The organism is Martinezella lusitana, assembly GCF_016901135.1.
In the GTDB taxonomy this organism is placed as follows: Bacteria; Pseudomonadota; Alphaproteobacteria; order Rhizobiales; family Rhizobiaceae; genus Rhizobium; species Rhizobium lusitanum_D.
This window is the reverse complement of record NZ_JAFEVL010000061.1, coordinates 13,296-36,792: the sequence shown is the minus strand read 5'-3', so window position 1 is coordinate 36,792 and position 23,497 is coordinate 13,296. Positions and strand designations below refer to the sequence as shown.

The 23,497-nt window shown below is 61.3% G+C and carries 22 protein-coding genes and 2 pseudogenes; 9 read left to right on the top strand and 15 right to left on the bottom strand.

Going from position 1 to position 23,497, the window contains the following annotated elements:
- Positions 1–89: 89 nt before the first annotated feature.
- Positions 90–1,676: an aldehyde dehydrogenase (NADP(+)) gene (locus tag JTP94_RS25635; RefSeq protein ID WP_204853243.1), complete on the bottom strand. Its 1,587-nt coding sequence runs from the start codon at positions 1,674–1,676 to the stop codon at positions 90–92.
- A gap of 210 nt (positions 1,677–1,886) precedes the next feature.
- On the opposite strand from JTP94_RS25635, the gene JTP94_RS25630 reads away from it, so the two are divergent.
- Positions 1,887–3,401, top strand: a complete 1,515-nt coding sequence (locus tag JTP94_RS25630) for a mechanosensitive ion channel family protein (protein ID WP_204853242.1) — start codon at positions 1,887–1,889, stop codon at positions 3,399–3,401.
- 48 nt (positions 3,402–3,449) lie between these two features.
- Here the strand turns inward: JTP94_RS25630 and JTP94_RS25625 are convergent, their stop codons facing one another.
- The gene (locus tag JTP94_RS25625) at positions 3,450–4,979 is read right to left on the bottom strand and encodes a S10 family peptidase (protein ID WP_204853241.1); all 1,530 of its coding nucleotides are present in this window, start codon (positions 4,977–4,979) and stop codon (positions 3,450–3,452) included.
- Between the two features lie 216 nt (positions 4,980–5,195).
- Here JTP94_RS25625 and JTP94_RS25620 point away from each other — a divergent pair, with 216 nt between their 5' ends.
- Positions 5,196–5,930: a dienelactone hydrolase family protein gene (locus JTP94_RS25620; RefSeq protein WP_204853240.1), complete on the top strand. Its 735-nt coding sequence runs from the start codon at positions 5,196–5,198 to the stop codon at positions 5,928–5,930.
- Positions 5,931–5,996: 66 nt separating this feature from the next.
- Here JTP94_RS25620 and JTP94_RS25615 read toward each other — a convergent pair whose 3' ends face one another.
- Positions 5,997–6,701, bottom strand: a complete 705-nt coding sequence (locus JTP94_RS25615) for an isochorismatase family protein (RefSeq protein WP_204853239.1) — start codon at positions 6,699–6,701, stop codon at positions 5,997–5,999.
- Between the two features lie 110 nt (positions 6,702–6,811).
- The gene (locus JTP94_RS25610; protein ID WP_204853238.1) at positions 6,812–7,294 is read right to left on the bottom strand and encodes a MarR family winged helix-turn-helix transcriptional regulator; all 483 of its coding nucleotides are present in this window, start codon (positions 7,292–7,294) and stop codon (positions 6,812–6,814) included.
- 77 nt (positions 7,295–7,371) lie between these two features.
- On the opposite strand from JTP94_RS25610, the gene JTP94_RS25605 reads away from it, so the two are divergent.
- The 5 genes and pseudogenes from JTP94_RS25605 to JTP94_RS35840 all read left to right on the top strand — a co-directional run.
- Positions 7,372–8,235: a haloalkane dehalogenase gene (locus tag JTP94_RS25605; RefSeq protein ID WP_204853237.1), complete on the top strand. Its 864-nt coding sequence runs from the start codon at positions 7,372–7,374 to the stop codon at positions 8,233–8,235.
- 147 nt (positions 8,236–8,382) lie between these two features.
- Positions 8,383–9,273, top strand: a complete 891-nt coding sequence (locus tag JTP94_RS25600) for an amino acid ABC transporter substrate-binding protein (RefSeq protein WP_204853236.1) — start codon at positions 8,383–8,385, stop codon at positions 9,271–9,273.
- A gap of 188 nt (positions 9,274–9,461) precedes the next feature.
- A complete protein-coding gene (locus JTP94_RS25595; protein ID WP_204853235.1) occupies positions 9,462–12,023 on the top strand; it encodes an FAD-dependent oxidoreductase in 2,562 nt (853 codons plus the stop codon).
- A 384-nt stretch (positions 12,024–12,407) separates the two neighbouring features.
- Positions 12,408–13,322, top strand: coding sequence for a helix-turn-helix domain-containing protein (locus tag JTP94_RS25590; protein ID WP_204853234.1), 915 nt, complete (start codon positions 12,408–12,410; stop codon positions 13,320–13,322).
- Between the two features lie 155 nt (positions 13,323–13,477).
- Positions 13,478–13,810 (top strand): annotated as a pseudogene (locus JTP94_RS35840) (SDR family NAD(P)-dependent oxidoreductase); the annotation flags it as partial.
- Here JTP94_RS35840 and JTP94_RS35835 read toward each other — a convergent pair.
- A complete protein-coding gene (locus tag JTP94_RS35835) occupies positions 13,721–13,903 on the bottom strand; it encodes a hypothetical protein (protein ID WP_281434839.1) in 183 nt (60 codons plus the stop codon). The pseudogene JTP94_RS35840 and the gene JTP94_RS35835 sit on opposite strands and share 90 nt — an antisense overlap.
- On the opposite strand from JTP94_RS35835, the gene JTP94_RS25585 reads away from it, so the two are divergent.
- Positions 13,818–14,387 carry an SDR family NAD(P)-dependent oxidoreductase gene (locus tag JTP94_RS25585; RefSeq protein ID WP_281434838.1) on the top strand — a complete coding sequence of 190 codons (570 nt, stop codon included), beginning with the start codon at positions 13,818–13,820 and terminating at the stop codon, positions 14,385–14,387. The two genes, JTP94_RS35835 and JTP94_RS25585, sit on opposite strands and share 86 nt — an antisense overlap.
- Positions 14,388–14,442: 55 nt before the next feature.
- Here the strand turns inward: JTP94_RS25585 and JTP94_RS25580 are convergent, their stop codons facing one another.
- The 4 genes from JTP94_RS25580 to ada all read right to left on the bottom strand — a co-directional run bounded on the left by JTP94_RS25580 (position 14,443) and on the right by ada (position 17,291).
- On the bottom strand, positions 14,443–15,192 hold the full coding sequence (locus JTP94_RS25580) for a 2OG-Fe(II) oxygenase (RefSeq protein WP_204853233.1): 750 nt from the start codon (positions 15,190–15,192) through the stop codon (positions 14,443–14,445).
- Positions 15,189–15,755, bottom strand: coding sequence for a methylated-DNA--[protein]-cysteine S-methyltransferase (locus tag JTP94_RS25575; protein WP_204853232.1), 567 nt, complete (start codon positions 15,753–15,755; stop codon positions 15,189–15,191). Before JTP94_RS25575 ends, JTP94_RS25580 begins: the two co-directional genes overlap by 4 nt.
- A gap of 164 nt (positions 15,756–15,919) precedes the next feature.
- The gene (locus JTP94_RS25570) at positions 15,920–16,162 is read right to left on the bottom strand and encodes a hypothetical protein (RefSeq protein ID WP_204853231.1); all 243 of its coding nucleotides are present in this window, start codon (positions 16,160–16,162) and stop codon (positions 15,920–15,922) included.
- Positions 16,163–16,199: 37 nt separating this feature from the next.
- The gene (gene ada / locus JTP94_RS25565) at positions 16,200–17,291 is read right to left on the bottom strand and encodes a bifunctional DNA-binding transcriptional regulator/O6-methylguanine-DNA methyltransferase Ada (RefSeq protein WP_409456633.1); all 1,092 of its coding nucleotides are present in this window, start codon (positions 17,289–17,291) and stop codon (positions 16,200–16,202) included.
- A gap of 202 nt (positions 17,292–17,493) precedes the next feature.
- Between ada and JTP94_RS36080 the strand changes: the two are divergent.
- Positions 17,494–17,629, top strand: a pseudogene (locus JTP94_RS36080) (ABC transporter ATP-binding protein); the annotation flags it as partial.
- Between the two features lie 82 nt (positions 17,630–17,711).
- On the opposite strand, the gene JTP94_RS25560 reads toward JTP94_RS36080, so the two are convergent.
- The 6 genes from JTP94_RS25560 to JTP94_RS25535 all read right to left on the bottom strand — a co-directional run bounded on the left by JTP94_RS25560 (position 17,712) and on the right by JTP94_RS25535 (position 23,464).
- On the bottom strand, positions 17,712–18,749 hold the full coding sequence (locus JTP94_RS25560) for an ABC transporter ATP-binding protein (RefSeq protein ID WP_204853229.1): 1,038 nt from the start codon (positions 18,747–18,749) through the stop codon (positions 17,712–17,714).
- Between the two features lie 13 nt (positions 18,750–18,762).
- On the bottom strand, positions 18,763–19,605 hold the full coding sequence (locus tag JTP94_RS25555) for a carbohydrate ABC transporter permease (protein WP_204853228.1): 843 nt from the start codon (positions 19,603–19,605) through the stop codon (positions 18,763–18,765).
- Positions 19,602–20,525, bottom strand: coding sequence for a carbohydrate ABC transporter permease (locus tag JTP94_RS25550; protein WP_204853227.1), 924 nt, complete (start codon positions 20,523–20,525; stop codon positions 19,602–19,604). The genes JTP94_RS25555 and JTP94_RS25550 overlap by 4 nt, the downstream gene beginning before the upstream one ends.
- Positions 20,526–20,536: 11 nt before the next feature.
- Positions 20,537–21,784 (bottom strand): sugar ABC transporter substrate-binding protein, encoded by a 1,248-nt coding sequence (locus JTP94_RS25545; protein WP_204853226.1) that lies wholly within the window; start codon positions 21,782–21,784, stop codon positions 20,537–20,539.
- Positions 21,785–21,917: 133 nt separating this feature from the next.
- The gene (locus tag JTP94_RS25540) at positions 21,918–22,709 is read right to left on the bottom strand and encodes an SDR family NAD(P)-dependent oxidoreductase (RefSeq protein ID WP_204853225.1); all 792 of its coding nucleotides are present in this window, start codon (positions 22,707–22,709) and stop codon (positions 21,918–21,920) included.
- A complete protein-coding gene (locus JTP94_RS25535; RefSeq protein WP_204853224.1) occupies positions 22,709–23,464 on the bottom strand; it encodes a FadR/GntR family transcriptional regulator in 756 nt (251 codons plus the stop codon). Before JTP94_RS25535 ends, JTP94_RS25540 begins: the two co-directional genes overlap by 1 nt.
- Positions 23,465–23,497: the final 33 nt, after the last annotated feature.

The window sequence follows — 23,497 nt, the reverse complement described above, 5'->3', positions numbered from 1 at the left end:
TGAATGGAAGGCTGCGGGGGCGACTATCCCCTTCTCCCCGCGAGCGGGGAGAAGGTGGCCGACAGGCCGGATGAGGGGCTCTCCAGCGTTCAATGTGCCTTGCGAACGCCATCCAGCAGATGCGGCAGGCCCTTGATGCCTTCATCCCGCAGCTCCACCGGCAGCAGCCCTTCCGGCAGGTCCTGATAGGATACCGGGCGCAGGAAGCGACGGATGGCGAGCGTGCCGACCGACGTCGTGCGGCTGTCCGATGTCGCCGGGAACGGCCCGCCATGCACCATGGCGTGGGAGACTTCCACGCCGGTCGGCCAGCCATTGGCGAGAATGCGCCCGGCCTTGCGCTCCAGCACCGGCAGCAGCTTTGCGGCAACGGCGTGATCGCCAGCCTCGATCTGCAACGTGGCGGTCAACTGGCCCTCAAGCTTTTCGGCAACCGCAATCATCTGGTCGATGTCCTTGCAGCGCACCAGCAGGCCCGCCGCGCCGAAGACCTCATGCCCGAGCCGCTCGTCGGCAAGGAAGGGCTCGACATCGGTTTCGAAGAAGATGCCGGGGCTGCGGTTAACGCCCTCGGCCGGCGCGCCATGAGCGACGGTCTTGACCGCCTCGTGATCCGCCAGGGCAGCCACGCCCTTGTCGAAGGCAGCATGGATGCCTGGCGTCAGCATCGGCGCCGGCGCGCGGCCGGTGAGCGCCGCGCTGGCAGCTGCGACGAAACGATCGAGATCCGGACCATCGATGGCGAAGAGCAGGCCGGGATTGGTGCAGAACTGGCCGGCACCGAGCGTCAGGGATTCGATGAAGCCCGTGCCGATCGCCTCGGCCCGTGCCGCAAGTGCGGCCGGAAACAGGAAAACGGGATTGACGCTGCTCATCTCGGCATAAACGGGGATCGGCTCCGGCCGCGCCGCGGCGATAGCGCCAAGCGCCAGGCCGCCGCCACGCGAGCCGGTGAAGCCGACAGCCTTGATGCGCGGATCGCGCACCAGCGCCGCGCCGGTCTCATTGGCGCCGGTCAGCAGCGAAAACGTGCCTTCGGGCAAGCCGCAGGCCGCCACAGCGGTGCGGATGGCGCGTCCCACCAGCTCGCCCGTGCCCGGATGGGCGAGATGTCCCTTGACGACAACCGGGCACCCAGCGGCAAGCGCGGACGCGGTATCACCGCCGGCGACCGAGAAGGCGAGCGGGAAATTGCTGGCGCCGAAGACGGCGACCGGGCCGAGCGGAATCTGACGCAGGCGAAGATCGGGCCGCGGCAGCGGCTTGCGCTCCGGCAATGCCGGGTCGACGCGGAGATCGAGCCATTCGCCGGAGCGAACCACCTGCGCGAACAGCCGAAGCTGGCCGACGGTGCGGCCGCGCTCGCCCTGCAGACGTGCCAGCGGCAGACCGGTCTCCTCCGCCGCCCGCTCGATCAGCGCGTCGCCGATATCAATGATATTGTCAGCGATCTTTTCGAGAAATGCCGCCCGCTCCTCGGGGCTGGTCGCGCGGTAGACGTCGAAAGCCTGAGAGGCCAGTTCGCAGGCCCTTGCCACATCAGCCTCGCTCGCGATCGCGAAAGCCGGCTCCAGCTTCGCGCCGGTCGCCGGGTTGATGGCGCGCGCGGTTCTGTTGTCGCCGGTCGACTCTGCGCCGATCAGCAAATCGCCGCTAATCACAAATGACTGTGTCATGGGTATTCCTTGATGATGTCGAAGCGCCGGGAGGTGCGCCGTCGAAGGCTGATAGCAGGACGGGATGACAGATGTAAGATGATAATCGTCATCTAATTATCAAGGCTTCGGTCGAGGACGAAGACGTTCCTGTTCATCACCATATGGCATTGCTAACCCTTTCATGCCAATTTAGCGCCCATCCGATAGATTGAGTGCGGCCGAATCCCCATGTCCCTTGCACTTCTCGATGATCCGATCGTCCAGTTCTGCATCCTGGTGGTCATCGGCACATTCGTCAGCCGTGTCATGCTACGGCATCAGCGCGCCGGGCGGCTGATAGGGCAGGCTATCTTTTTCGTCTGCCTGACCCTGCTTCTGCTCTATCACGGCATAATACCCTATGAGCCAAGCCCGCCGCAGGTGTCGGTGACGCTGCGCACCTTCACCGGCTTCGCCAAGATAATCTGGTGGATCAACGGGGCCTGGGTGCTGATCGCCTGCGTGCGCCTGTTCCTCATCTTCGAGCGCAAGCCGCGCGAGGGCCGGCTGCTGCAGGATCTGATCGTTGGCGTCATCTATCTCGGCGCCATTCTCTCCATTGTCGCCGACGTCTTCAGCGTTCCGGTGGGCACGCTGATCGCCACCTCCGGCGTCTTCGCCATCATTCTCGGCCTGGCATTGCAGAGCACGTTGAGCGATGTCTTCTCCGGCATCGCCCTCAATCTCGGGCGGCCCTATTCCGTCGGCGACTGGATCGTCCTCGAAAACGATATTCAAGGCCGTGTCGTGGAAACCAACTGGCGGGCTACGCAGCTGCTGAACGGCACCAACGATCTGGTGGTCATCCCGAACAGCGTCCTTGCCAAGACACGGCTGACCAACCTCTCCTCGCCCGACGAGAGCCACGGCGCCACCGTCACCGTACGCGTTCAGCCGACCACCCTGCCAAGCATCGTCGCCGATGTGATGCAAAGCGTGTTGATCAGTTGCAACTCGATCCAGAAGACACCCGAACCCAGCGTTGCCATCAATTCGATCGACGGCCAGGCGATAGAGCTACAACTCACATTCCGTGTGCGCGACATCTCGCAGACGATGGGCGCAAAGAATGAGATCTATGATCTCCTCTATCGCCATTCGAAAGCCGCAGGCCTGAAACTCGCCGGCCCTCCCGGTACGATCGCGTTTCCGATGGAACACAAGGCGGAAAGCCCCGGGGAGCAACAGCACGCTCCCGGAACGCCATGGCGGCTGGTCAGCAACATCCCGCTATTCTCCTCGCTGACCGAAGACGAAAAGGAGCATCTGGCGTCGCGCATGCAGCGCCGCACCTATCGCAAGGACGCGGTCATCGCCGAACAGGACGCACAGCTTCGCGCGCTGACGATCGTGCGCTCGGGCGTCGTCAGCATCACCCGCCGCGAGGGGCATCGGCAGATCGAACTGACACGGCTCGCGCCTGGCGATTATTTCGGCGAAAACGGCCTGTTGATGGGAACAGGCGAAGTCGGGACGGTCCGCGCCCTGACCTTTGTCGTCACCTATGAAATCGGCGAGGAATGCCTGGCGCCGCTCTTGCATGACAGACCTGCCCTCGCCGAGGAGTTGGGTGCCATCATGGCGAAGCGCATCGACGCCGAACACCATCTGTTCGCCAACGCCGATATGCTGGTCCACGGCACTCCCGTCAGTTCGCTGAGCTCACGCATCAAGCATCTCTTTCAGCTGCAGCAACACGACTAGACTGGTGACGCGTTCACGGAACCACTGCACACTTTTCCTGGAATTGTTTTAGTTCGACTTCACCGCCGGCGCGGCCGGAGGCTGCGTAGTAAAGAACGCCTTGGCATCCGTGGTGAACTGCTCGCGCGATGTCGGCCGGGTGTAGAACATGTGGCCGCCGCGGTAGAGTTTCAGCGCCACGCGATCGGCAAAGGCCGGTGGCATGTGATCGAGCACATATTTGTTGACGCCGAAGGGAATGACGAGGTCGCTGTAGCCCTGTCCCACCATGAGGCGGAAGGACGGTGACAGCGACAGCAGTTCCGTGAGATCGTCGGTGACGCCGGCGCTGAGGCGCGAGCCGCCGTCGTTTCGCCCGCCCCATTTCCACTGCCTGTTCACCGATGTCGACAGCAGCGTGTAGGTCATATCGGTATGGAAGCCCAACTCATCGCGCGCATAGCTGGAAAACGCGCCGCCATAGGCTCGCACGAAACCGTCGAGGATCGGGTCGCCGCCATGTTCGGATTCCGATTGGGGATAAGGATCGGGCGCCAGGAAGGATGCATCGTAGGCACTCGCCACCTCGCCGCCACTACCATCGGAATGTTTCCGATAGACGCTACCGAGAAAACCTTGGTTCTTGGCAACGATATCCTCGGGAATGCCGGTTAGTTTTGCCACCCGGCCGTAGAAGGCGCGGCCGGCATCGCCGGAGGGCGGCGGCCCGGCAAGAGCTGGCAGATATTCGTTCAGAGCGAAAGCCTGGGCATCTTGAACCGCCTTGTCGCTGAAAGCATTTTGCCGCTCGAGCTGGGCGGCTGCCAGCGAGGGCAGCTCCAGGGCAGCACCGAGCGCATCGTCGCTACCGCCAAAGACCAGCCGGCCCTCGAGCAAGGGCGAAAGCATGACGATGCCGGAGATCAGGATGCCCTGATCCTCGCGCAGGCTGTTGGCGACCTTGACGGAACGAAACCCGCCATAGCTTTCCCCGAGAATATACTTCGGCGACGCGGCGCGACCGTTATGGGCGACGTAAAGGGCGATCGCCTTGGCAAGGCTTTCGGCATCGCTCTCCACGCCGTAGAACTCGTTCTGGTCATCCGGCTTCACCGTTCGGCTCCAGCCAGTGCCGATCGGATCGATCAGCACAAGATCGGTGAAATTGAGCCAGCTCTGCGGATTGTCGACCAGCTTGGCATTGGCGCCATCGCGGCCATCGGGGCCGAAATCGAGAATGCGTGGGCCTACCAGACCGAGATTGAGGAATGCCGACGCAGCACCCGGCCCGCCGTTGAACACGAAGGTGACAGGCCGGCCGGCATCACGGTTTTTCGCGACATAGGCGGTGTAGAAAATCGCCGCACTGCGCTGGCCGTCCTGACTGAAGAGATCGAGCGTTCCGGCCGTCGCCGTATAGGCCATGCTCTTGCCGTCGGCATTCAACACGTGGTCGCTCACCGCATCGGGCGGCAGGAGCGAAAGGACGCCGCCTCCGCCCGGTTCAGCGCGAGCCTGCTCCGGCGGCGCGGCAAAGGCAGGCGTTGATATCAACGAGAAGGCCAGTATCAGGCCCGGAACCATCTGGCGAAAAGACATCAAAACTTATCCTCCAAAGGTCCGGCATATAGCCGCGGTTGCCGGCGATACTATGTCACGGCGGCCGAACACGGAAACTCAAGAGATGTTGATCGGCGATCGGCCAGTCGCATCACTTTCGGCAAGGGATGCTATTGAGCACCTGTCGGCCATTTGCCAAAGTGCCCGCCGCGCGGGGAAGATAAACAGACAACAAGGATCGCAAGGGATACGACGATGAAACAAGACATCGACATCAAGACGGCCGACGGGGTCGCCAAAGCCGCTCTCTTCCGCCCCGACAATGGCGCTCCGGCCGAACACGGCGTGATCTTCTACATGGATGCCATGGGTCCGCGCGATTCCCTTGACGGCATGGCACAGCGGCTCGCCGATGCTGGCCACATGGTGCTGCTTCCCGATCTCTTCTACCGCTTCGGCGCTTATGGCCCCTTCGACGGCAGTGCCTTCGGCAACCCGGCATCTCGTGAAACGATTATGACCATGCTGCGCGGAACGACGCAGGAAATGACCAAGCACGACAGCGCCGCCTTCCTCGATGCCCTGTCAGCTGCCGGAGCCGTCGGCCCGGTCGGCACGGTCGGATACTGCATGGGCGGGGGCCGCGCGCTGACCGCTGCTGCGACCTATCCCGACCGCATCGCGGCGGCAGCCAGCTTCCACGGCGGCAATCTCGCCAGCGACGCGGAAGACAGCCCGCACCGCCTTGCAGCCGATATCAAGGCGCGAGTCTATGTCGGCGTTGCCGGCGTCGACAACAGCTTTCCGCCCGAGCAATCCGCCCGCCTTGCCGAGGCGCTGCGCACCGGCGGCGTCGACCACATCATCGAAAACTATGTCGGCATGGCGCATGGATGGACCGTGCCCGACCACCATGGCGTTTACGACGAGACCGGCGCCAAAAGGCACTGGAAGCGCCTTCTGAACCTGTTCGACGAAGCGCTGGCTTAGCTAAAGCCGCACTGACATCCCGCTATCGCAATGGAAGCGGGATGTTTCCATCGAGCCGCTACCGGATCAGAACTTGATCATGTCAATGCGGGTCAGCGTCGTCTTCTGGGAGACACCCGGTGCGTTGACCATATGCCAGGCCACATACTGCTCGCCATAGAGCTCGGTGGACGACATGCCGTCGACGGGCAGGATGATGTTCATGCCGTTCAGCGCGGCATCCGTCGCGGTATCGAGCACCGCGCCTTCCGAGGCCGTGCCGGTCACGATGACGGTCTTGATGCCCTTGTCGGCCAGGATGCTGCGGAGATTGGTACCGATGAACTTGTCGGCACCGGACTTGACGATCGGCTCGCTTGCCAGCGGCGCCAGAGCCGTGGCGATATCCTGCGGCTCGCCGGCGCCAGCCAGGCTGAAGACGACAAGCATCTCCTTCGCGCGTGCCTGGTCAAGCAGGGTTTTGACTTTCGGCACGGAGGCCAGGCAGCGCGGCTTGGTGTTCTTGTTGCACGGCCCCTTGGTCGGGTCCTGCGCGCCGTTGAAATCGAGGATCAGCAATGCGGTCGTCTTCAGATCGACCGTGACCGGCTTCAATTGCGGCGGTGCCGGCACCTTCACCTTGTTCCAGTCGTCGATGATCGTCTGCGCCGCCGCCGGCGAGGTAATCACGGGGCTGACGACCGCGCAAAGCACTGCAAAACCGGCGCCGAAAGCAAAGCCCGCTTTGCGCATCGCGCCACTTGCCTGTCGTATCAAATTTCTCTCCTGCATCAGCGTTCCTATGGGTTGACGACCGTGCAAAACAGATAGGCCAGAATTCGCAGCGGGGTAACGAAACTCTTCGTGATATCGAATCGACCATGCACGATGGCAGCAGCGGCTTAGGTGCCGGCCCCGTCGATCGGCTCGGCGGCATTTCCGTCGCCGCTGCGCAGCTTTTCAAGCAAGGCCTGCAAAGCTTGCTTGATCCCCTCGATCTCTTGCGAACCGGCCATATCTGACCAACGCTGGTCCACCAGCCGGCCGGTTGCCATCGCGACCGGCCGTACGCCCTTGCCGCGCTCGGTGAGGAAAACCAGCCGCGCACGCCGGTCGTTGGGGTCCGGCCGGCGCTCGACATAACCCAGTCGCTCGAGCTCTTCCACCGCCTGCGTCATCGTCTGCTTGCGGACATGGGCGAGCCTTGTGAGTTCGCTCACCTGAATTCCCTCCGGACGGGCGAAAGTGAAGACATTGGCATGCGGCGGGCGGATATCGCCGAAGCCGGCTTCTTCAAGTGCGGCTTCGACATCCTGTGTCCAATGCTGGTGCACGAGCCGCAGCAGCAGACCCAAGGACAGACGGGTAGGAACACGATTTTCCATGGATATAGACAGGTACCTGACTATTATGATAGATAGACAGGTACCTTACCATTTCCTTTCGAGAGAGGATACCCCACATGCCCGTGCTCAACGTGCTGGACTCGACGATCTTCTACGAGGATGCAGCAACGGGAACGCCTTTCGTATTTCTGCATGGCAATCCCACCTCATCCCATCTCTGGCGGCATATCTCACCCCGCGTTGCCACACCCACCCGCCGCCTTGCGCCCGATCTCATCGGCATGGGCCGCTCCGGCAAGCCTGACATTGCTTACAGTTTTGACGATCATGCCCGCTATCTCGACGCCTGGTTCGAGGCGCTGGCGCTCGACGGCGTCGTGCTGGTCGGCCATGACTGGGGCGGCGCCCTCGCCTTCGATTGGGCTGCCCGCCATTCGGAACGCGTGCGCGGCATCGCCTTCATGGAAACAATCATGAGGCCAATGACCTGGGACGATCTCCCGAACGCACGCCCCCGCTATGAAGCGCTGCGCTCGCCGGGTACGGGCGAAACGAAGGTTCTGGACGAGAATTTCTTCATCGAGCAGGCGCTGAAGGCCACCGTTCTCAACGGTCTGAGCGCGGAAGACCACGCCGTCTACCGTGCACCCTACCCGACGCGCGAAAGCCGACGGCCTTTGCTTGCCTGGCCGCGCGCGATGCCGATCGAAGGCAAGCCGGCCGATGTCGTCGCACGGATCGAAGCCTATGATGTCTGGCTAGCGGAAAGCACAGATATCCCGAAGCTGCTGCTGACCTTCGACGGCCCGGCGGAAACCCTGCTGATCGGCGAGGCAATGACAGCCTGGTGTCGTGCGAATGTGGCCAATCTGGAGGTCGAAAATTGCGGTCCGGCCAGGCACATCGCACCCGAAGACCAGCCAGAGGCGATTGCCGCTGCCATTTCCGGTTGGGCCGACCGTCACGACTTGTCTCGATAGAGGCCGGGCTTTGCAAACAAGGGTGCGTCCACCACCCTTATTCGACCGGAAAAGTGCCGGAGACAATCCATCGTTGACAAACGTCCGTCAGACCATAATCTGAGGTAAGCCTTTGCGATCGCCACCATTCTTTCGGAGATCAGGACCATGCCGGCGAATTGCATGAGACGATGGATTGTCGCAGGCGTTGCCCTCGGCATCTCTGCCTATGCGGCAGCAGCCGCGCAAACACTCGATCTTGTCGCGCAAAAAGGCACGCTTCGCATCGGCTACATCAATGACGAGGCGCCTTTTTCCTCCAAGAAAAAGGATGGCAGTCCCACGGGATACGCCGTTGACCTCTGCGGCAAAATCGCCGACGCGGTCGGGCGCAAGGTCGCCAACCTGAAGCGCGATTACGTCGAAACCACCCTGGCCGATGGCTTCAATGCGGTGAAGGACGGCCGGGTCGACCTTCTCTGCGGCGCCCTCACCATCAATCTCGGCAGGCGTCAAAATGTCGATTTCTCGCAGCCGATCTTCCTGACGGGGGCGAGCGCCCTATTGCGCAAGGATTCGCCCGACTATCTGATGATGCTCTTCCTCGACAAGCGTCCGACGCTCGCCTCCAGCAAGCAAGCGCCGGCGACAAGCACGATCGGCGTCCGTTCCGACACGACGACGGGCGCGACGCTGCGCGAAGCGCTGGGCTCCGACGTGCCAAAAACGCGGATTGCCGATTTTGCCACGCATCAGGATGGCCTCGCCGCTCTCGAAGGCCACAAGATCGATGCCTATTTCGCCGATCGCGCGCTGCTCTTCGATCTTGCATCGCATGCCCGCAATCCTTCGGCGCTCGCAATCGGCAATCGCCTGTTCACGCACGAACCCTACGGAATCGCACTCAAGCAGGATGACTCAGCCTTTCGCCTGCTCGTGGATCAGACCCTGACGGACGTCTACCAATCGGATGATTTCCCAAAGCTGCTGACGACCTATTTCGGCGACGAAGGCCCGATTTTGCGCCGTGAGATCATGATGCAATCCATCCCGCAATAGTGCAGTGGAAGCATGCCGTCGCCTTTGCGACATGATCGGCCATGGTCATGACAACGAAATCCCCCGCTTCCCAAGCCGAACGGCATCGTGGTCGTCGTGCAAGCATCTTGAATATGTCGTAGACAGGCTCTGGTCGCCGCCGCGCACATCATAAAATCCGTTTTCAGTATCAATCAGGGTCGCACGCAATGGCAGTATTTCCTCAAAAGGCGAAGGTCGTCATCATCGGGCTCGGCGGTATCGTCGGCGCATCGATCGCTCATCATCTGATCGAGCGCGGCTGGGACGATATTGTCGGCATCGACAAATCAGGTATACCCACAGATATCGGCTCGACGGCACACGCCTCCGACTTCTGCTACACGACCAGCCACGACTTCCTCTCCTGCTGGACGACCCTCTATTCCATCGATTTCTACGATAAGCTCGGCCATTATGCGCGCGTCGGCGGCTTGGAAGTCGCACGCGTCGGCGATGACGACCGCATGGCGGAAATCGAGCGCAAGGTCACCTCGGGCAAGGCCTTCGGCACACGCGCCCGTCTGATCGAGCCCGCCGAGATCAAGGAGAAGTTCCCGCTGATCGAGGAAAGCATGGTGCAGGGCGGCCTGTGGGATCCGGATGCCGGCCTCGTCATCCCGCGCTCGCAGACGGTTGCCGGCAAGCTGATCGATCAGGGCGAAAAGAGCGGCAAGCTCCTCTCCTTCGCCAATACGCCTGCCCAGTCGCTCATCGTCAAGGACGGCCGCATCACCGGCGTCGTCACCCATCGCGGCACGATCGAGGCGGAATACGTGATCGTCTGCGCCGGCCTCTGGGGCCGACTGATCGCCGAAATGGTCGGCGAGGACCTGCCGGTCATGCCCGTCGACCATCCGCTGACCTTCTTCGGCCCGTACAATGAATTTGCCAACACGGGCAAGGAAATCGGCTTTCCGCTGATGCGCGACCAGGGCAACTCCGCCTATATGCGCGACACCGGCGACCCGAAGACTGCCGAAGGCGGCCAGATCGAATGGGGCTATTACGAAGAGAAGAACCCGCGCCTCTGCCATCCGCGCGATCTCCTCGAGAAGCATGAAGCCCGTCTTTCGCCCTCGCAGCGCGATCTCGACATGGAACAGATCATCGAGCCGCTGGAACGCGCCATGGAGCTGACGCCGATCCTCGGCGAGCTTGGCTACAACGAAGGTCATTCCTTCAACGGCCTGCTGCAGGTGACGACCGATGGCGGCCCTTCCGTGGGCGAAAGCCAGAAGGTCAGAGGCTTGTGGTATTGCGTCGCCATCTGGGTGAAGGACGGTCCCGGCTTCGGCAAGCTCGTCGCCGACTGGATGACCGACGGCCGCACGCCGATCGACCATAACAAGATCGACTATTCCCGCTTCTACCCGCACATGCTGGAAGAAAAATTCATCGAAGGCCGCTGCACCGAGGCGGCACAGAAGATCTACAATCCGGCCGTCCATCCCCGCGAGCCCTATGCGACTGGCCGAAGTGTCCGCCGCTCGCCCTTCTGGGAGCGCGAGAAGGAACTCGGCGGCTATTTCATGGAGCTTGGCGGCTGGGAGCGCGCCCATGGCTATGCCGCCAACGAGCACCTGCTCGAAAAATACGGCGATCGTATCCCTGTGCGTGCAAACGAATGGGACAACCGCCATTTCTGGCGCGTCTCAAACGCCGAGCACCTGGCGCTGAGCGAAGACTGCGGCATCATCAACCTCTCGCACTTCGCCATGTACGATATCGAAGGCCCCGATCATGTCGAGCTGCTGGAATGGCTCTGCGCCGCCCGAATCGGCGGCGATGCCAATATCGGCAAGGGCATCTACACCCACTTCCTCGACGACGAGGGCATGGTGCGGGCCGACTTCACCGTGATCCGCATGGCCGACCGCTGCCGCCTCATCGACGGCGCCGATGCCGGCCCGCGTGATTTCCACTACATGCGCCGTGTCGCTGAAGACAAGGGTTTCGACCTCACCATCACCGATGTCACCGAACGCTATGTCACGATCGGCATCTGGGGACCGAACGCCCGCACGAACCTGCAGAAGGTCGTCGAGGAGCCGGAAATCCTGTCGCAGGAAAATTTCCCCTTCGCCGCGATCAAGCAGATCCGCATCGCCGGCAAGAACGTCACCGCGTTCCGCATTTCCTATGTCGGCGAACAGGGCTGGGAATTGCACATGGCCTATGACGACGCCTTGGCTGTATGGGACGCGCTGCGCTCGACGGGCGCCATCGCCGTCGGCGTCGAAACCTATGCCAACAGCCGCCGCATGGAAAAGAGCTTGCGCCTGCAGAATGCCGACCTGCTGACGGAGTATAATCTTCTCGAAGCCGACCTCGCCCGCCCGAAGGTCAAGGACGCCGATTTCCGCGGCAAGGCCAAGCATCTCGAATATCGCGCCCGCGATCATCAGCCGGCCATGCTCTGCACGCTCGTCGTGACCGACAATACCGACTCAAAGCGTGTGGCGCGCTATCCGGTCGGCATCCTGCCGGTCATGGACCCCGAAACCGGCGAAACGCTTGTCGACGAACTCGGCCGCCGTTCCTTCACGACGTCGATCGCCTATGGCCCGACCATCGGCAAGAACATCGCGCTCGCCTACCTGCCTTGGTCCTACGCCCAGGAAGGCCGCAAGCTGAAGGTCGAATATTTCGGCGAGACCTACCCGGTGGAAGTCGCCAGCGTCGGCTATAAGCCGCTCTACGATGCAGAGAACCTTAAGCCGCGCAGCTGATCACCACGTCGCTGCGGAGAAGCTGGATTGAACAACCGCCCGCCTGGCATCCAGGCAGGCGGTTTTCTTTTGCCACGCTCTTCCGCTCGCCCGCGCGGCAACTCCGTCCTGATCCACCCATGCATGGGAAATGGCCGGGTCGCGATACTTTGTGGCACGTCAGCACGAGCCGACCTTCGGCTACTGTGCTAGGCTCATCCCCAAATTCGGCATCGGTTCTTCGTTGCTTGCGATGGGTCCGGGGTCACTCTCAGGGCACCGGCAAATGAACGCTGAAGCCGTCCGCAACAGCTCGCTTCATCGGACCTTCGATTTATTCAGGTCTGCCGTTCGAGCGCCGATTTCAAGCGTATTTTGTATTCCGCGTAAGCAGGAGGCGGCTCGATGAGCATTACGAGTACCCCGGACCTGGAGGATCCCGACGAAGTCCCACGCTCTGTCGTCGGGCTTACGATCGAGCTCGCATCCCTCCATGAGACCGACCCCCACCGCCACCGTAAGGCACAGCTGCTTTATGTCGTCAGCGGCGTCATCACCGTGGAAGCCTCCGGCGGCATTTGGACTGTGCCGCCCCATTGCGCGATCTGGATACCGAGCGGCGTCGCTCATGTTGCCCGCTCGGTTGGCCGGGTCACGGTCGGCAATCTCTATATAGAGCCGACGCTTGCGAGCTCTTTGCGCGACGGGTGCGGAATTTTGTTCGTCCAACCGCTGCTTCGCGAACTCCTGCTTCGCTTTGCTTCCGGCCCGTCGCTCTATCCGGAAGGCGATACGCGCGAGGAGCGGCTTGTCTCCGTGTTGCTGGATGAACTGCAGGCAGCCCCGCTCGAACCCCTGCATTTGCCGATGCCGACGGATCGCCGCCTTCGGCGTCTTATCGAGACGCTGATCGATGACCCCTCGCTGCGTTTCACGATCGAGGAATGGGGCGCGCGGGTCGGCGCAAGCAACCGCACACTGACGCGGCTATTCCAGCGCGAGACGGGCATGTCGTTCGTTCGGTGGCGGCAGCAGCTGCACATCGGCCTGGCATTGCAGCGTCTCGCAACCGGACACTCCGTTACGAACGTCGCATTCGACCTCGGCTATGAAAGCCCGAGCGCTTTCATAGCCATGTTCAGGCGCATGCTGGGAACGACACCGGCTCGGTACTTCACCGAGGCTGCGGCAAGTGACCTTGAACGAGGAAGCCGGAAACAGCCGCAACCCGGCAGCTCGCCGGATGTCGAAAGCCGCTCCAAGGCGGAAATCGTCGATTTCGAAACGGCCGCCCAGCGGCACACAAGACCACAATCGTAAAAGCTAAGATCGGAATAATCGGCGCCGGGCCGGATGGCCTGACATTGGCGCGCCTCCTTCAAATCCAAAAGGTGGCGTCTCGGTCTTTGGCCGGATCGCCGCATTATCTGGCTTATGCCGGTTAGCGACCGGGCATCATCCACCATTAGCTTCTCATGGGACAACCGAGTGGAGTTCGTGTTGCCTTCTCACCCGCCGAATTTGGCGAGTGGGAACGCTCACTCAAAAATAAGGATGATTTGGCCATGAACGAAAAGATCTGGTTCATTACCGGAGCCTCGCGAGGGCTCGGACGCGTCTGGACAGAAGCTGTTCTCGCCCGCGGAGACAAGGTCGCGGCCTGCGTCAGAAACCCGAAAACGCTCGCGGATCTCGCTGAGATCTACGGTTCCGCCCTGCTAGTAATCGACCTCGACGTACGCAGCGAGGAGAAGGTCAGGGAAGCCGTGAGCGCTGCCGTCGCCACGTTCGGACGGCTCGACATTGTTGTCAGCAATGCCGGCTACGCCGTCTTCGGCGCGATTGAGGAAACCGACGAGGAGAATACCCCGGGCGCAGTTCGAAACGAACTTCTTCGGCACCCTATGGGTTGTCCAGGCCGCGCTGCCTTACCTTCGCAAACAGGGCGGAGGGAATATCCTGATAACCTCCAGTATCGCTGGTATCATCACCTTCCCGACCGCCGGCATCTACAACGCAACAAAGTGGGCGGTGGAAGGTCTTGGAGAAACCTTGGCGTCGGAGGTTGCGGAATTCGGCATCAAGGTCACGCTGATAGAACCCGGCGGCTACGACACCGATTGGCGTGGAAGTTCTTCGACCCACGTGCCGACGATGGCGGAATATGCAGGGCTTCGCGATCGCCTGAAGGCCGCGGGCGCATCACGCAAACTAGGCAACCCGGCGGCAACCGCCGAGGCCATCCTGCAAGTCGTCGACTCGCCGGCGCCCCCGCTCAGGCTGTTCCTTGGCGAGATCCCTCTCGGCGTCGCTCAGAAGCAGTATGCCGAGCGGCTTGCGACCTGGGAAGCTTGGGCAGACGTTTCAAGGCGGGCTCAAGGCTGACGGCGTGATCGCAGGGCGACGCCGCAAAAACGCGACGCCGGCCTTCGCGATGCTGTCATCTGGCGTCGTGGAAGATGATCCCGACCGTGTGCCGCATGCCGGAACGGACACGGCTCACGCCATGGCGCAGGTTCACGCGATAGTTCCCCTTCGAACCCCGCACAGGGCGATTGTGAACCGCGAAGGCAACGGCATCGCCCTGGCGAAGCGGTACGACCTCGACGCGGCTCTGCATGCGTGGCCGCTGCTCGGTCAGGGCGAATTCGCCGCCCGTGAAGTCCCGGCCAGGTTCCGAAAGCAGGATCGCCACCTGGATCGGAAAAGCGAGATCGCCATAGAGATCCTGATGCAGGCAATTGAAGTCGCCCGGGACATATTGCAGCAACAGCGGCGTCGGGCGCACCTGGCCGGCGGCGTGGCACTGCTTCAGGAACGAAGCATGCTCGTCGGGATAGCGCTCATCGATCCCCATGCGCGCATTCCATTCATTGGCGACATCAGCAAGGCGCGGATAGAGAGCGGTACGCAAGCCGCCGAGCAGATCGGGAAGCGGATACTTGAAGTAACGATACTCCCCTTTGCCGAAACCATGCCGCGCCATGATGACATGACTGCGAAAGTGGCTTTCGTCGGGATACAATCCCGCGATCGCGCGGCACTCCTCCGGCGCAAGCAGCTTCGTCAGCACGGCGCAGCCGAAGCTGTCGAGCTCTCCGGCAAGCGCCTTCCAGTCGTAGGCGGCAACCCAGGCCTCTGCGGACGCAACCGCAGAGGCCGGAGAGACGGTAGATACATGAGAGTTCATGCCTTGGCTTCCTTCTGGATGAGCTCGCGCTTGCGTTCGATGCCCCAGCGATAGCCGGCCAGGTCGCCATTGCCACGGACGACGCGGTGGCAGGGAATGGCCAGTGCAATCGGGTTGGCCGCGCAGGCGCTGGCAACGGCGCGGGGGTTGGCCAGAGGGCTGACCCAGCGGGCCAGCTCCATGTAGCTCACCGTCCTGCCGACGGGGATCGCCTTCAGCTTTTCCCACACGCGGCGCTGAAACGATGTCCCGCGCATGTCGAGGGTGAGATGAAGGCCCTCGGCCGGAGTATCGAGGTAGCGGAACACCTGCGCCAGATCGTCCTTGACCGCGGCTTCATTCGAAACAAACGTGGCCTGCGGGAAGCGATTGACGAGATCCGCAGTCAGTTCTTCGGCGCTGTCGCCGAGCAGGATCGCGCAGACACCCCTGGCGCTGCGTGCGACCAGGACCTTGCCCAGCGCGCATCCGGCGACGGCGTAGAAAAGGATATCGGCTGATATAGCCGTGGCTTTCGTCGGGGGCGTGGTCCGCAACGCATGTTTGGAGATCATGAGGTTCATCGTCGTAACTCCTTGCTCTGTTATCAGCATCAAAGTTACTCCGGACTTGGGCCGCCCAAACTCCGGTCCTTGCTTTCAAATCAAGAAACTATCTGCCTGGCACATGGCGCAAAGAAAGAAGCCGGGCGCGTGCACCCGGCATGGACCTTCTTCCTGGCGATCGATCAGACCAGACGCAGGATGGTGGTTTCAGCGAGCAAAAATATCTCGCCCGAGTTGAAGCGGACCTCGATCTCTCCACTGTCGAGCATATCCCAGACCGCAAAGCCATCGGCAACAAGCTGGCCGATATGGGCCATCACGAGCATCTTGTCGGGATTGTCCTGAGCGAGGGCCACGAAGACCGCATCAATTTTGGGCGGCCGGCGTCGACCCGTCTTTGCATCGAATCCGCCGCGCGAAAACATCAGTGAAACACTCCTTGTTTCAAGCGTTGCGTGCCTGTCAGGCAGACCGGGACACCTCCCGATCGAGCAGGGCACGCTTGCGCTCGATACCCCAGGCATAGCCCGAGATCGCACCGTCATTGCGAACCACGCGGTGGCAGGGAATGGCGACAGCGAGATTGTTCGCCGCACAGGCGCCTGCGACTGCCCGCACCGATTTCGGTGATCCGATGCGGCGGGCAATTTCGGCATAGGACACCGTTTCGCCGACAGGAACCTCCTGAAGTACCTGCCAAACGCGGCGCTGGAACGCCGTGCCGCGGACATCGAGCGGCAGGCCCAGACCGATGCCCGGCGCTTCGACGAAGCCGACAACCCCCGCGATCAGGGCCTCATAGTCGCGATCGGCGCCGATGAGACGGGCTCTCGGGAAACGATCCTGAAGATTGCGGACCAACTCGTCAGGGTCGTCTCCGAGCAGGATCGAAGCAACGCCCTTCGCGCTTGATGCGACGAGGATCGCGCCGAGCGATGTCTGTCCGACCGCGAACTTGATCTCCTCGTTGGCGCCGCCGGCACGATATTGCGAAGGCGTCATCCCGAGCATGCCGGTCGATTTTTCGTAGAAGCGGCCGCTGGAGTTGAACCCTGCGTCATAAATGGCCTCTGTGACGCTGTTGCCGGTTGCCAGGCCCTTGCGCACCTTCTTCGAGCGGTCGGCGGCGGCATAGTTCTTCGGGGTCAATCCGGTCGTGGCCTTGAACACACGATGGAAATAGCTGGAGCTCCGGCCGACGGCGTCTGCCAGCTCTTCCAGCGAGGGCTCCTCCTCGCTTTCCTCGATGATCCGGCATGCCTTGGCGACAAGGGCCGCATTCTCGCATTCAAGTGAGAGACCCTCCGGATTGCAGCGCTTGCAGGGCCGGAAACCGGTCGCCCGCGCACTCTCCAGCGTGTCGTGGAAGGCGACATTCTGGGGATTGGCAATGCGCGACGGGCACGATGGGCGGCAATAGACCCTTGTCGTCGTGACCGAATACCAAAGATGACCGTCCGCCGCCTTGTCGCGGGCAACGATGCACGCCCAGCGAGGATCCTCGGCTACCGATAGCGTCGAGGTGGGTTGAGTCATACGTGCGGATATAGTCATGATCGTCATCTCGAATTGCTCCTGTCCGACCGTGCCGCCGAAATTCGCCGGACGCACCCCGATCCTTGCTCCCGAATCCGATCGTCGGCCACCCGATTCCCGCGTGGCTCACATCAGGCCGTTCGCGCGACCTTTGCCTGCGTTGCCGGGATGCGGGAGCGGCCGGGTTCCGTCGACAAAGCGTCCGTAGCTCACTCGCGCGCAGGCCGACGGCCTTTCCGTTCGGCGGGAGGGTGATGGTCTGGTGGTGGCGCTGGGAACGAGAAGCTATCTTGGGCGAAGCCTATCAATATCGGTGTGGGGATGTTGTCGAGAATGCCGAACAACTCGCCGCATAGGGCGGCGTGAACTTCGCCACGCTTCTCAGCGAGAGCGAGGACGGTTTCGTCGATAAGCGAACGCAGCGCCTCCGTCAGACGCTCAACATTCACTCTGCTTTGTTGTCTGCCCTTTGCCATCAAAAAAGTGCACGTTCGAAACATCGGCGGCGAGTCCTATTTGGATTCCCGCCTTCATATCGCGGCCGTCGTGCAGAACGAGGCAATCGTGCCCGCCCGGCAGCTTGACGTGAAGCAGTGTTACCGCCCCGGTATATTCACAAAGGCCGATGGTTCCGCGCAGCGTCCCGTCTCGAGGTTCCACAGCCGTCAGATGCTCCGGCCTTATACCGATGGTCTCGGCAGCTGCATCCGTTGCCGTTGCACCTATCAGCAAAGGCGAGATGGCGGCTGGGAGCAGATTCATTTTTGGGCTTCCGATGAACTGCGCTACGAAGGTATTTGCCGGTCGCTCGTATAGTTCCCGGGGGGAGCCGACTTGCTCGATACGGCCATCGCGCAGAACCACGATCTTGTCGGCAAGCGTCATAGCCTCGATCTGGTCATGGGTCACGTAGATCATCGTCGTGGAGAGCCGCTTGTGGAGCGCGGCGATTTCGGTGCGCATATGCACCCGCAACTCTGCATCGAGGTTGGACAGCGGTTCGTCGAACAGGAAGACATCGGGATTTCCCACGATGGCCCGGCCGATCGCAACGCGTTGCCGCTGCCCCCCAGAGAGCTCTCGGGGGTAGCGATCGAGCAATGCTTCCAGTTTCAGTGTGGCACTTGCTTCATCGACACGCTTCTGACGTTCCTGTGCAGGAACTTTGCGGACTTTCAGCCCGAAGCCCATGTTCTCCCGGACGGTCAGATGCGGATAGAGGGCATAGGATTGGAAGACCATGGCTACGCCGCGCTTCGAAGCCGGCACTTCATTGACCACCCGGCCGCCAATCGCAAGTTCACCACCGCTAAGATAGTCCAATCCGGAAATGAGACGCAGTAACGTGGACTTGCCGCAACCCGAGGGGCCGACGAATACGACGAATTCACCGGGATCGATCGTGAGATCGATGCCGCGGATGACCTCGACAGCGCCAAAGCGTTTTTCGATGCCTTTAAGTGATACATTGCTCATGAATGTAAATTCCTCATCCTTTCACGCCCGATAGCGCGAAACTTTCGATGATCTGCCGCTGGGCGATCAGATAGACGATCAGGATCGGCACCACGGCAAGGCTGGTAGCGGCAAGCTGCAGGTTCCACAGCGGTAAGCCGTAGCTGTCGTTGAAGTTGGACAAGGCCAAAGGCAGCGTGAACATGTCGAGCGAACTCAGAAAGATCAGCGGCTCCAGGAACAGGTTCCACGAGAACAGAAAAGTGATGATGGAAACCGCGGCCAGGGCCGGACGCGCCATCGGCAGCGCTATCTTCCACCAAACGCCGAAGCGTGAGAGGCCGTCCATCTTGCCGGCTTCTTCCAGTTCCTTGGGCAGGGCCAGAAAATACTGGCGCATCAGGAACGTCGCCATCACCCCATGAGGGCCGAAGGTGGGCAGCAGGATCAGCGGCCAGTGAGTATCCACCAAACCAAGCCAACGCATCAGGAAGAAGTTCGGAATGATCGTTACCTCTTCCGGGACCATGAGCGCTGAGATCAGAAAAAGCATCAGCAGCCCGGAACCGGCGAACCGCATGCGCGCCAGCGCATAGCCGGCCAAGGACGATATGACGAGGGTGAGCACCGTCACCACGATCGCGATGTAAAGCGAATTGAAATACTGCCGAGCGAAAGGCTGGTACGTGAATACTTCGACGAAATTCTGCCAGCGCCAGACGCGCGGAATAAGCGTCGGTGCACCGAATATCTCGGTGACGCTCTTGAAGCCGGCCGACACCATCCAAATGAATGGAAAAACAAAAGGTATGGCGGCGATCAGGAGTGCGATCGTCCAGCACGTACGGTAGAGAATCTGGATTTGCCGCTGGGTCATTCCGAACCCTTTCTCCGCAGCATCACCTGCGCCAGCGTCAGCGCCATGATCATCACGAACATGATCATGGCGAGCGCCGAGGCATAGCCGACATTGAAGAATTTGAACCCCTGCTGGTAGATGTAGAAGGCAAGCACCAATGTGCCGTTTTCCGGTCCGCCACCGGTCATCTGGTATATGTGATCGAAGACCTTGAAGGAGCCGATCGTCGTGATGACCATGATGACGAGCGTGGTCGGCGCCAGCAACGGCCAGGTGATCATGCTGAAGATCTGCCGGCGCGAGGCGCCTTCCAGGCGCGCTGCCTCCTCATAGTCCCGCGGGATCGCCTGCAGTGCCGCAATGTAGAGGATCATGTTGAGGCCGACCATCTTGATGACGCGGGTGACGATGACCGCCGCCATGGCCCAGTTCGGTTCACGCAGCCAGTTTGGGCCGGTGATCCCGACCAGCGCCAGGACCTGGTTGATGAAACCGCCTTCTCCCTGCAGCAGAAATTTCCAGACGATGGCCCAGGCGATGGCCGAGGTGATCACGGGGGCGAAGAACACCGTGCGAAAGAACACAACCCCGAAGAACGGCCGGGAAAGGGCAAGCGCCAAGGCGAGCGCGAGCGCCATGTTGAGCGGCACGAGACCGATCGCAAAGATGATCGAATTGCGTACCACAAGCCAAAAGTCAGGGTTTTCGAAGAGCGCATTTTGAAAATTGGCAACGCCAACGAAGGTGGCCTGCTGGCTGAGCAGGTTCCACTCTGTCATTGAATAATAGGCCACGGCGCAGAGCGGGCCGAGGAAGAAGATGAGGAAACCGATGAAGGTGGGGCTGACGAACAGCCACGCCTCCATCATCTCTCTCACCTTCAACGTCAGCCAGGTCTTTTGGCCGGTTCGAGCAGCGTTATGAACGGTATCGGCCATCTTCTCTCTGCTCAAAGCAGCGGCTGGATTGCCGCGCAGATGCCCTTGATGGCGGCATCGACATCGGCATTCGGCTTCCACAGGGCATCGACGCGGGGGGCCATGGCGGCAAGGAGCTGGGGCGCTTTTTCGTTACCCGGGATGACCCGGCCGTTGGCGATCGCGGCCGCGACATTCTTCATCATCTCGGGTGGAACAAGCTTGTTGCCGTTGATGAAAACATCGGATGCAAGAACGCTCTTGCGGGCCGGCGGGAAGAATTGCGCCATGATGGCGACGTTTTCCTTATTCGTCATGTGAGCAACGAACTCGGCGGCGATCTCCTTGTTCTTGCCCTGGGCAAAGACGACAAGGCCGGCTTGGCCGATAACGGGTGACTCACCGCCCGGGCCGGAGGGCAACGGGGCAATGCCCCACTTGAAGCCGGTTTCCGCCATCTTCGAGGCACGGGAAATCTGGTTGATCGTCATCGCCGAATTGCCGGAGAAGTAATCACCCTGTTCGCCCGGCGGAACGATGGACTTGTCCTTGAAAACCATATCATGCAGTTGCTTGATAGCCTTGATCGCCTCGGGCTTGTCGAAGCCGCATTCCTTGTTCGACCAGATGTCGCCGCCATAGGCGCGGATTGGCGGCAGAAGGGCATGGGTCATGCGAGAGGCATAGCCTTCGCCATCCTTGAACTCGAAGCCCCATTTGCCGGGATTGGCTTTAGCGAGCTGCTTGGAGACTTCCTGGAATTTGTCCATATTCCATTCGCCCTTGGCGGCAAGCGCCAGCGGGTCTTCAAGTCCGGCTTTGTCGAACATGTCCTTGTTGTAGTAGATCATGAACGGCGAGGTGGAGAACGGAATGCCGTAGACCGTTTCGCCCTTCTGCCAGAGGCCCATGGCCGGCTTCGAGAAATCATCGAAATCATAGCCTTCCGTCGCCTTGAGCGTCGGGCCGAGATCCATCAGAAGATTGGCGTTTTCGAAAGCCGGAGCGGCATCCTCCATCATCCAGGCTATGTCGGGAGGATTGCCGCCGGCGATCTGGAAGGTCAGCTTCTGCGTGTAGTCGTTGACCGGCACGGTTTCGAACTTCACGTTCACGTCGGGATGCGTGGCCTTGAAGCTCTCCGCGATACCATTCAGCATCTTCAGATGAGCCTCGCTCCCGGTCCACACCGTCACGCGGAGATCCGTCGCAAAGACGGCTGATGTCGACATGCACAATGTCAACGCGGATATTGCGATACCGGCTAGCGCGGCCTTCATGGTTTCCTCCCTTTTTGGTCACGGGCAATCAGCCTTTGCCGAACGAATGCAAGCGGCATTCGTCCGGAGTTTGGCGGTAAGCTGCGGCGGATGGTTCCGCCACATGATCTTGAATACCTTGCCGCAGACACGCTCACTCGGCAGTGTGCGGAAGGCCCCCGGGCGCGTCTCCGATCGACCATCCTCCGTCGACCGGGATATTTGCACCCGTAATGTAGCCGGCAGCATCGCTGCACAGAAAAACAAACGCCCCAACCAAATCCTGCGGCTGGCCCGGCCTACCTACAGGGATCTTGGCAGCGACTGCTTTGCGGAACGCCGTGTCGCCGTAGCGCGCGGCATTGGCTTCGATCTCGATCGCACCCGGCGAAACCACATTCAGCGTGACGCCGCAATGGCCGGTCTCGCGCGCGATCGACCTGATCGCAGTCAACTGCGCCGCCTTCAGCGACGCATAAACAAGCGTTTCCGCGCGCGGGCGTACCGCCATGATACTACCTGTGGCGACTACCCTGCCCCACCCACGCTCGGCCATCGGAGGAACGAGCTTTGCCGTCAGCGTCAGCAGCGCCGAGAAATTCGATGCCACATGGGCGCTGACATGGGCCTCATCCAACTCCTGCCAAGGCCGCCGATGTTCGATGGCGGCGTTGGCAATGAGGATATCGATCGGGCCGTATGTTCCCAGCACTTCATCGGCAAAAGCCTGCGTCGCACGCCCGTTGGTGAAGTCTGCCTCCAGCACCGGCGTTGTGCCGCCGGTCGCCCGGGCCACCTCGCTCGCGCCTTTCTCATTACCGAAATGATGCAGGATCAGTTCCGCTCCGTGCTCCGCAAGGCCAAGCGCGACAGCCCGGCCAATGCCGGAACTGGCACCGGTTACCAGCGCACGGCGGCCTTTCAGTGAGAAGCGCGCGGCACTCATCACTCGGCTTCTCCCAGCTTGTCGACCACTTCGAGCGAGGCAATGTCGGCAGCTTCGAAATGCATCCGGATTTTTTGCTCGGCGAGATCGGCATCCCCGGCTAAAATTGCGTCGTAGATTGCCTGATGGCGTTCAATCGTTGCCCGCCAGTCAGCGTCGCTGCGATTGGCACGACGTGAAAACAATTCCGACACCTGGCGCTGCACGGAACGCATGCTCTCCATGTGCACGCGGATCATGTAATTGCCCGTTGCTATGGCAAGGCCAAGGTGAAACAGGATGTCAGCCGCGGTAAAGTCGGAGGGCTCCTGCATGGAAGCCCGCATGTCCGCCAAGCCCCGCCGCATGACATCCAGACCTTCCGGATCGCGACGTTCGGCAGCGAGCCGGGCAATTCCCGTCTCGATGACGCGCCGCATTTCATTGGCTTCGCGCAGCCGCTTGAGACTGGAGCGCACCGCGTAGCCGTAGATTTTGTCCATCGATTCGCCGCTCAGTGCCTTGGCACGGGCAACCTTGCCTTGTTGGGTGAAGATCAGACCGGCTGCAGTCAGCTGGCGCAGCGCCTCACGGGCGATCGGTTTCGAAACGCCGAACTCCCTGGCGATCTCCCCTTCCGGCGGCAAGGGTTCGCCGGGCGAGATGCGCCCATCAAAGAGGGCCGCGGCAATCGCATCGGAAACCCCGTCCGCCAACCGCGAAGGGTTGGGCGGCTTGGCGGTGAAAACGGGTTTCCTTTCGGGAGTTTCGCTCATCTCGGTCCTCATATCCACAAAGCTAACACGCAG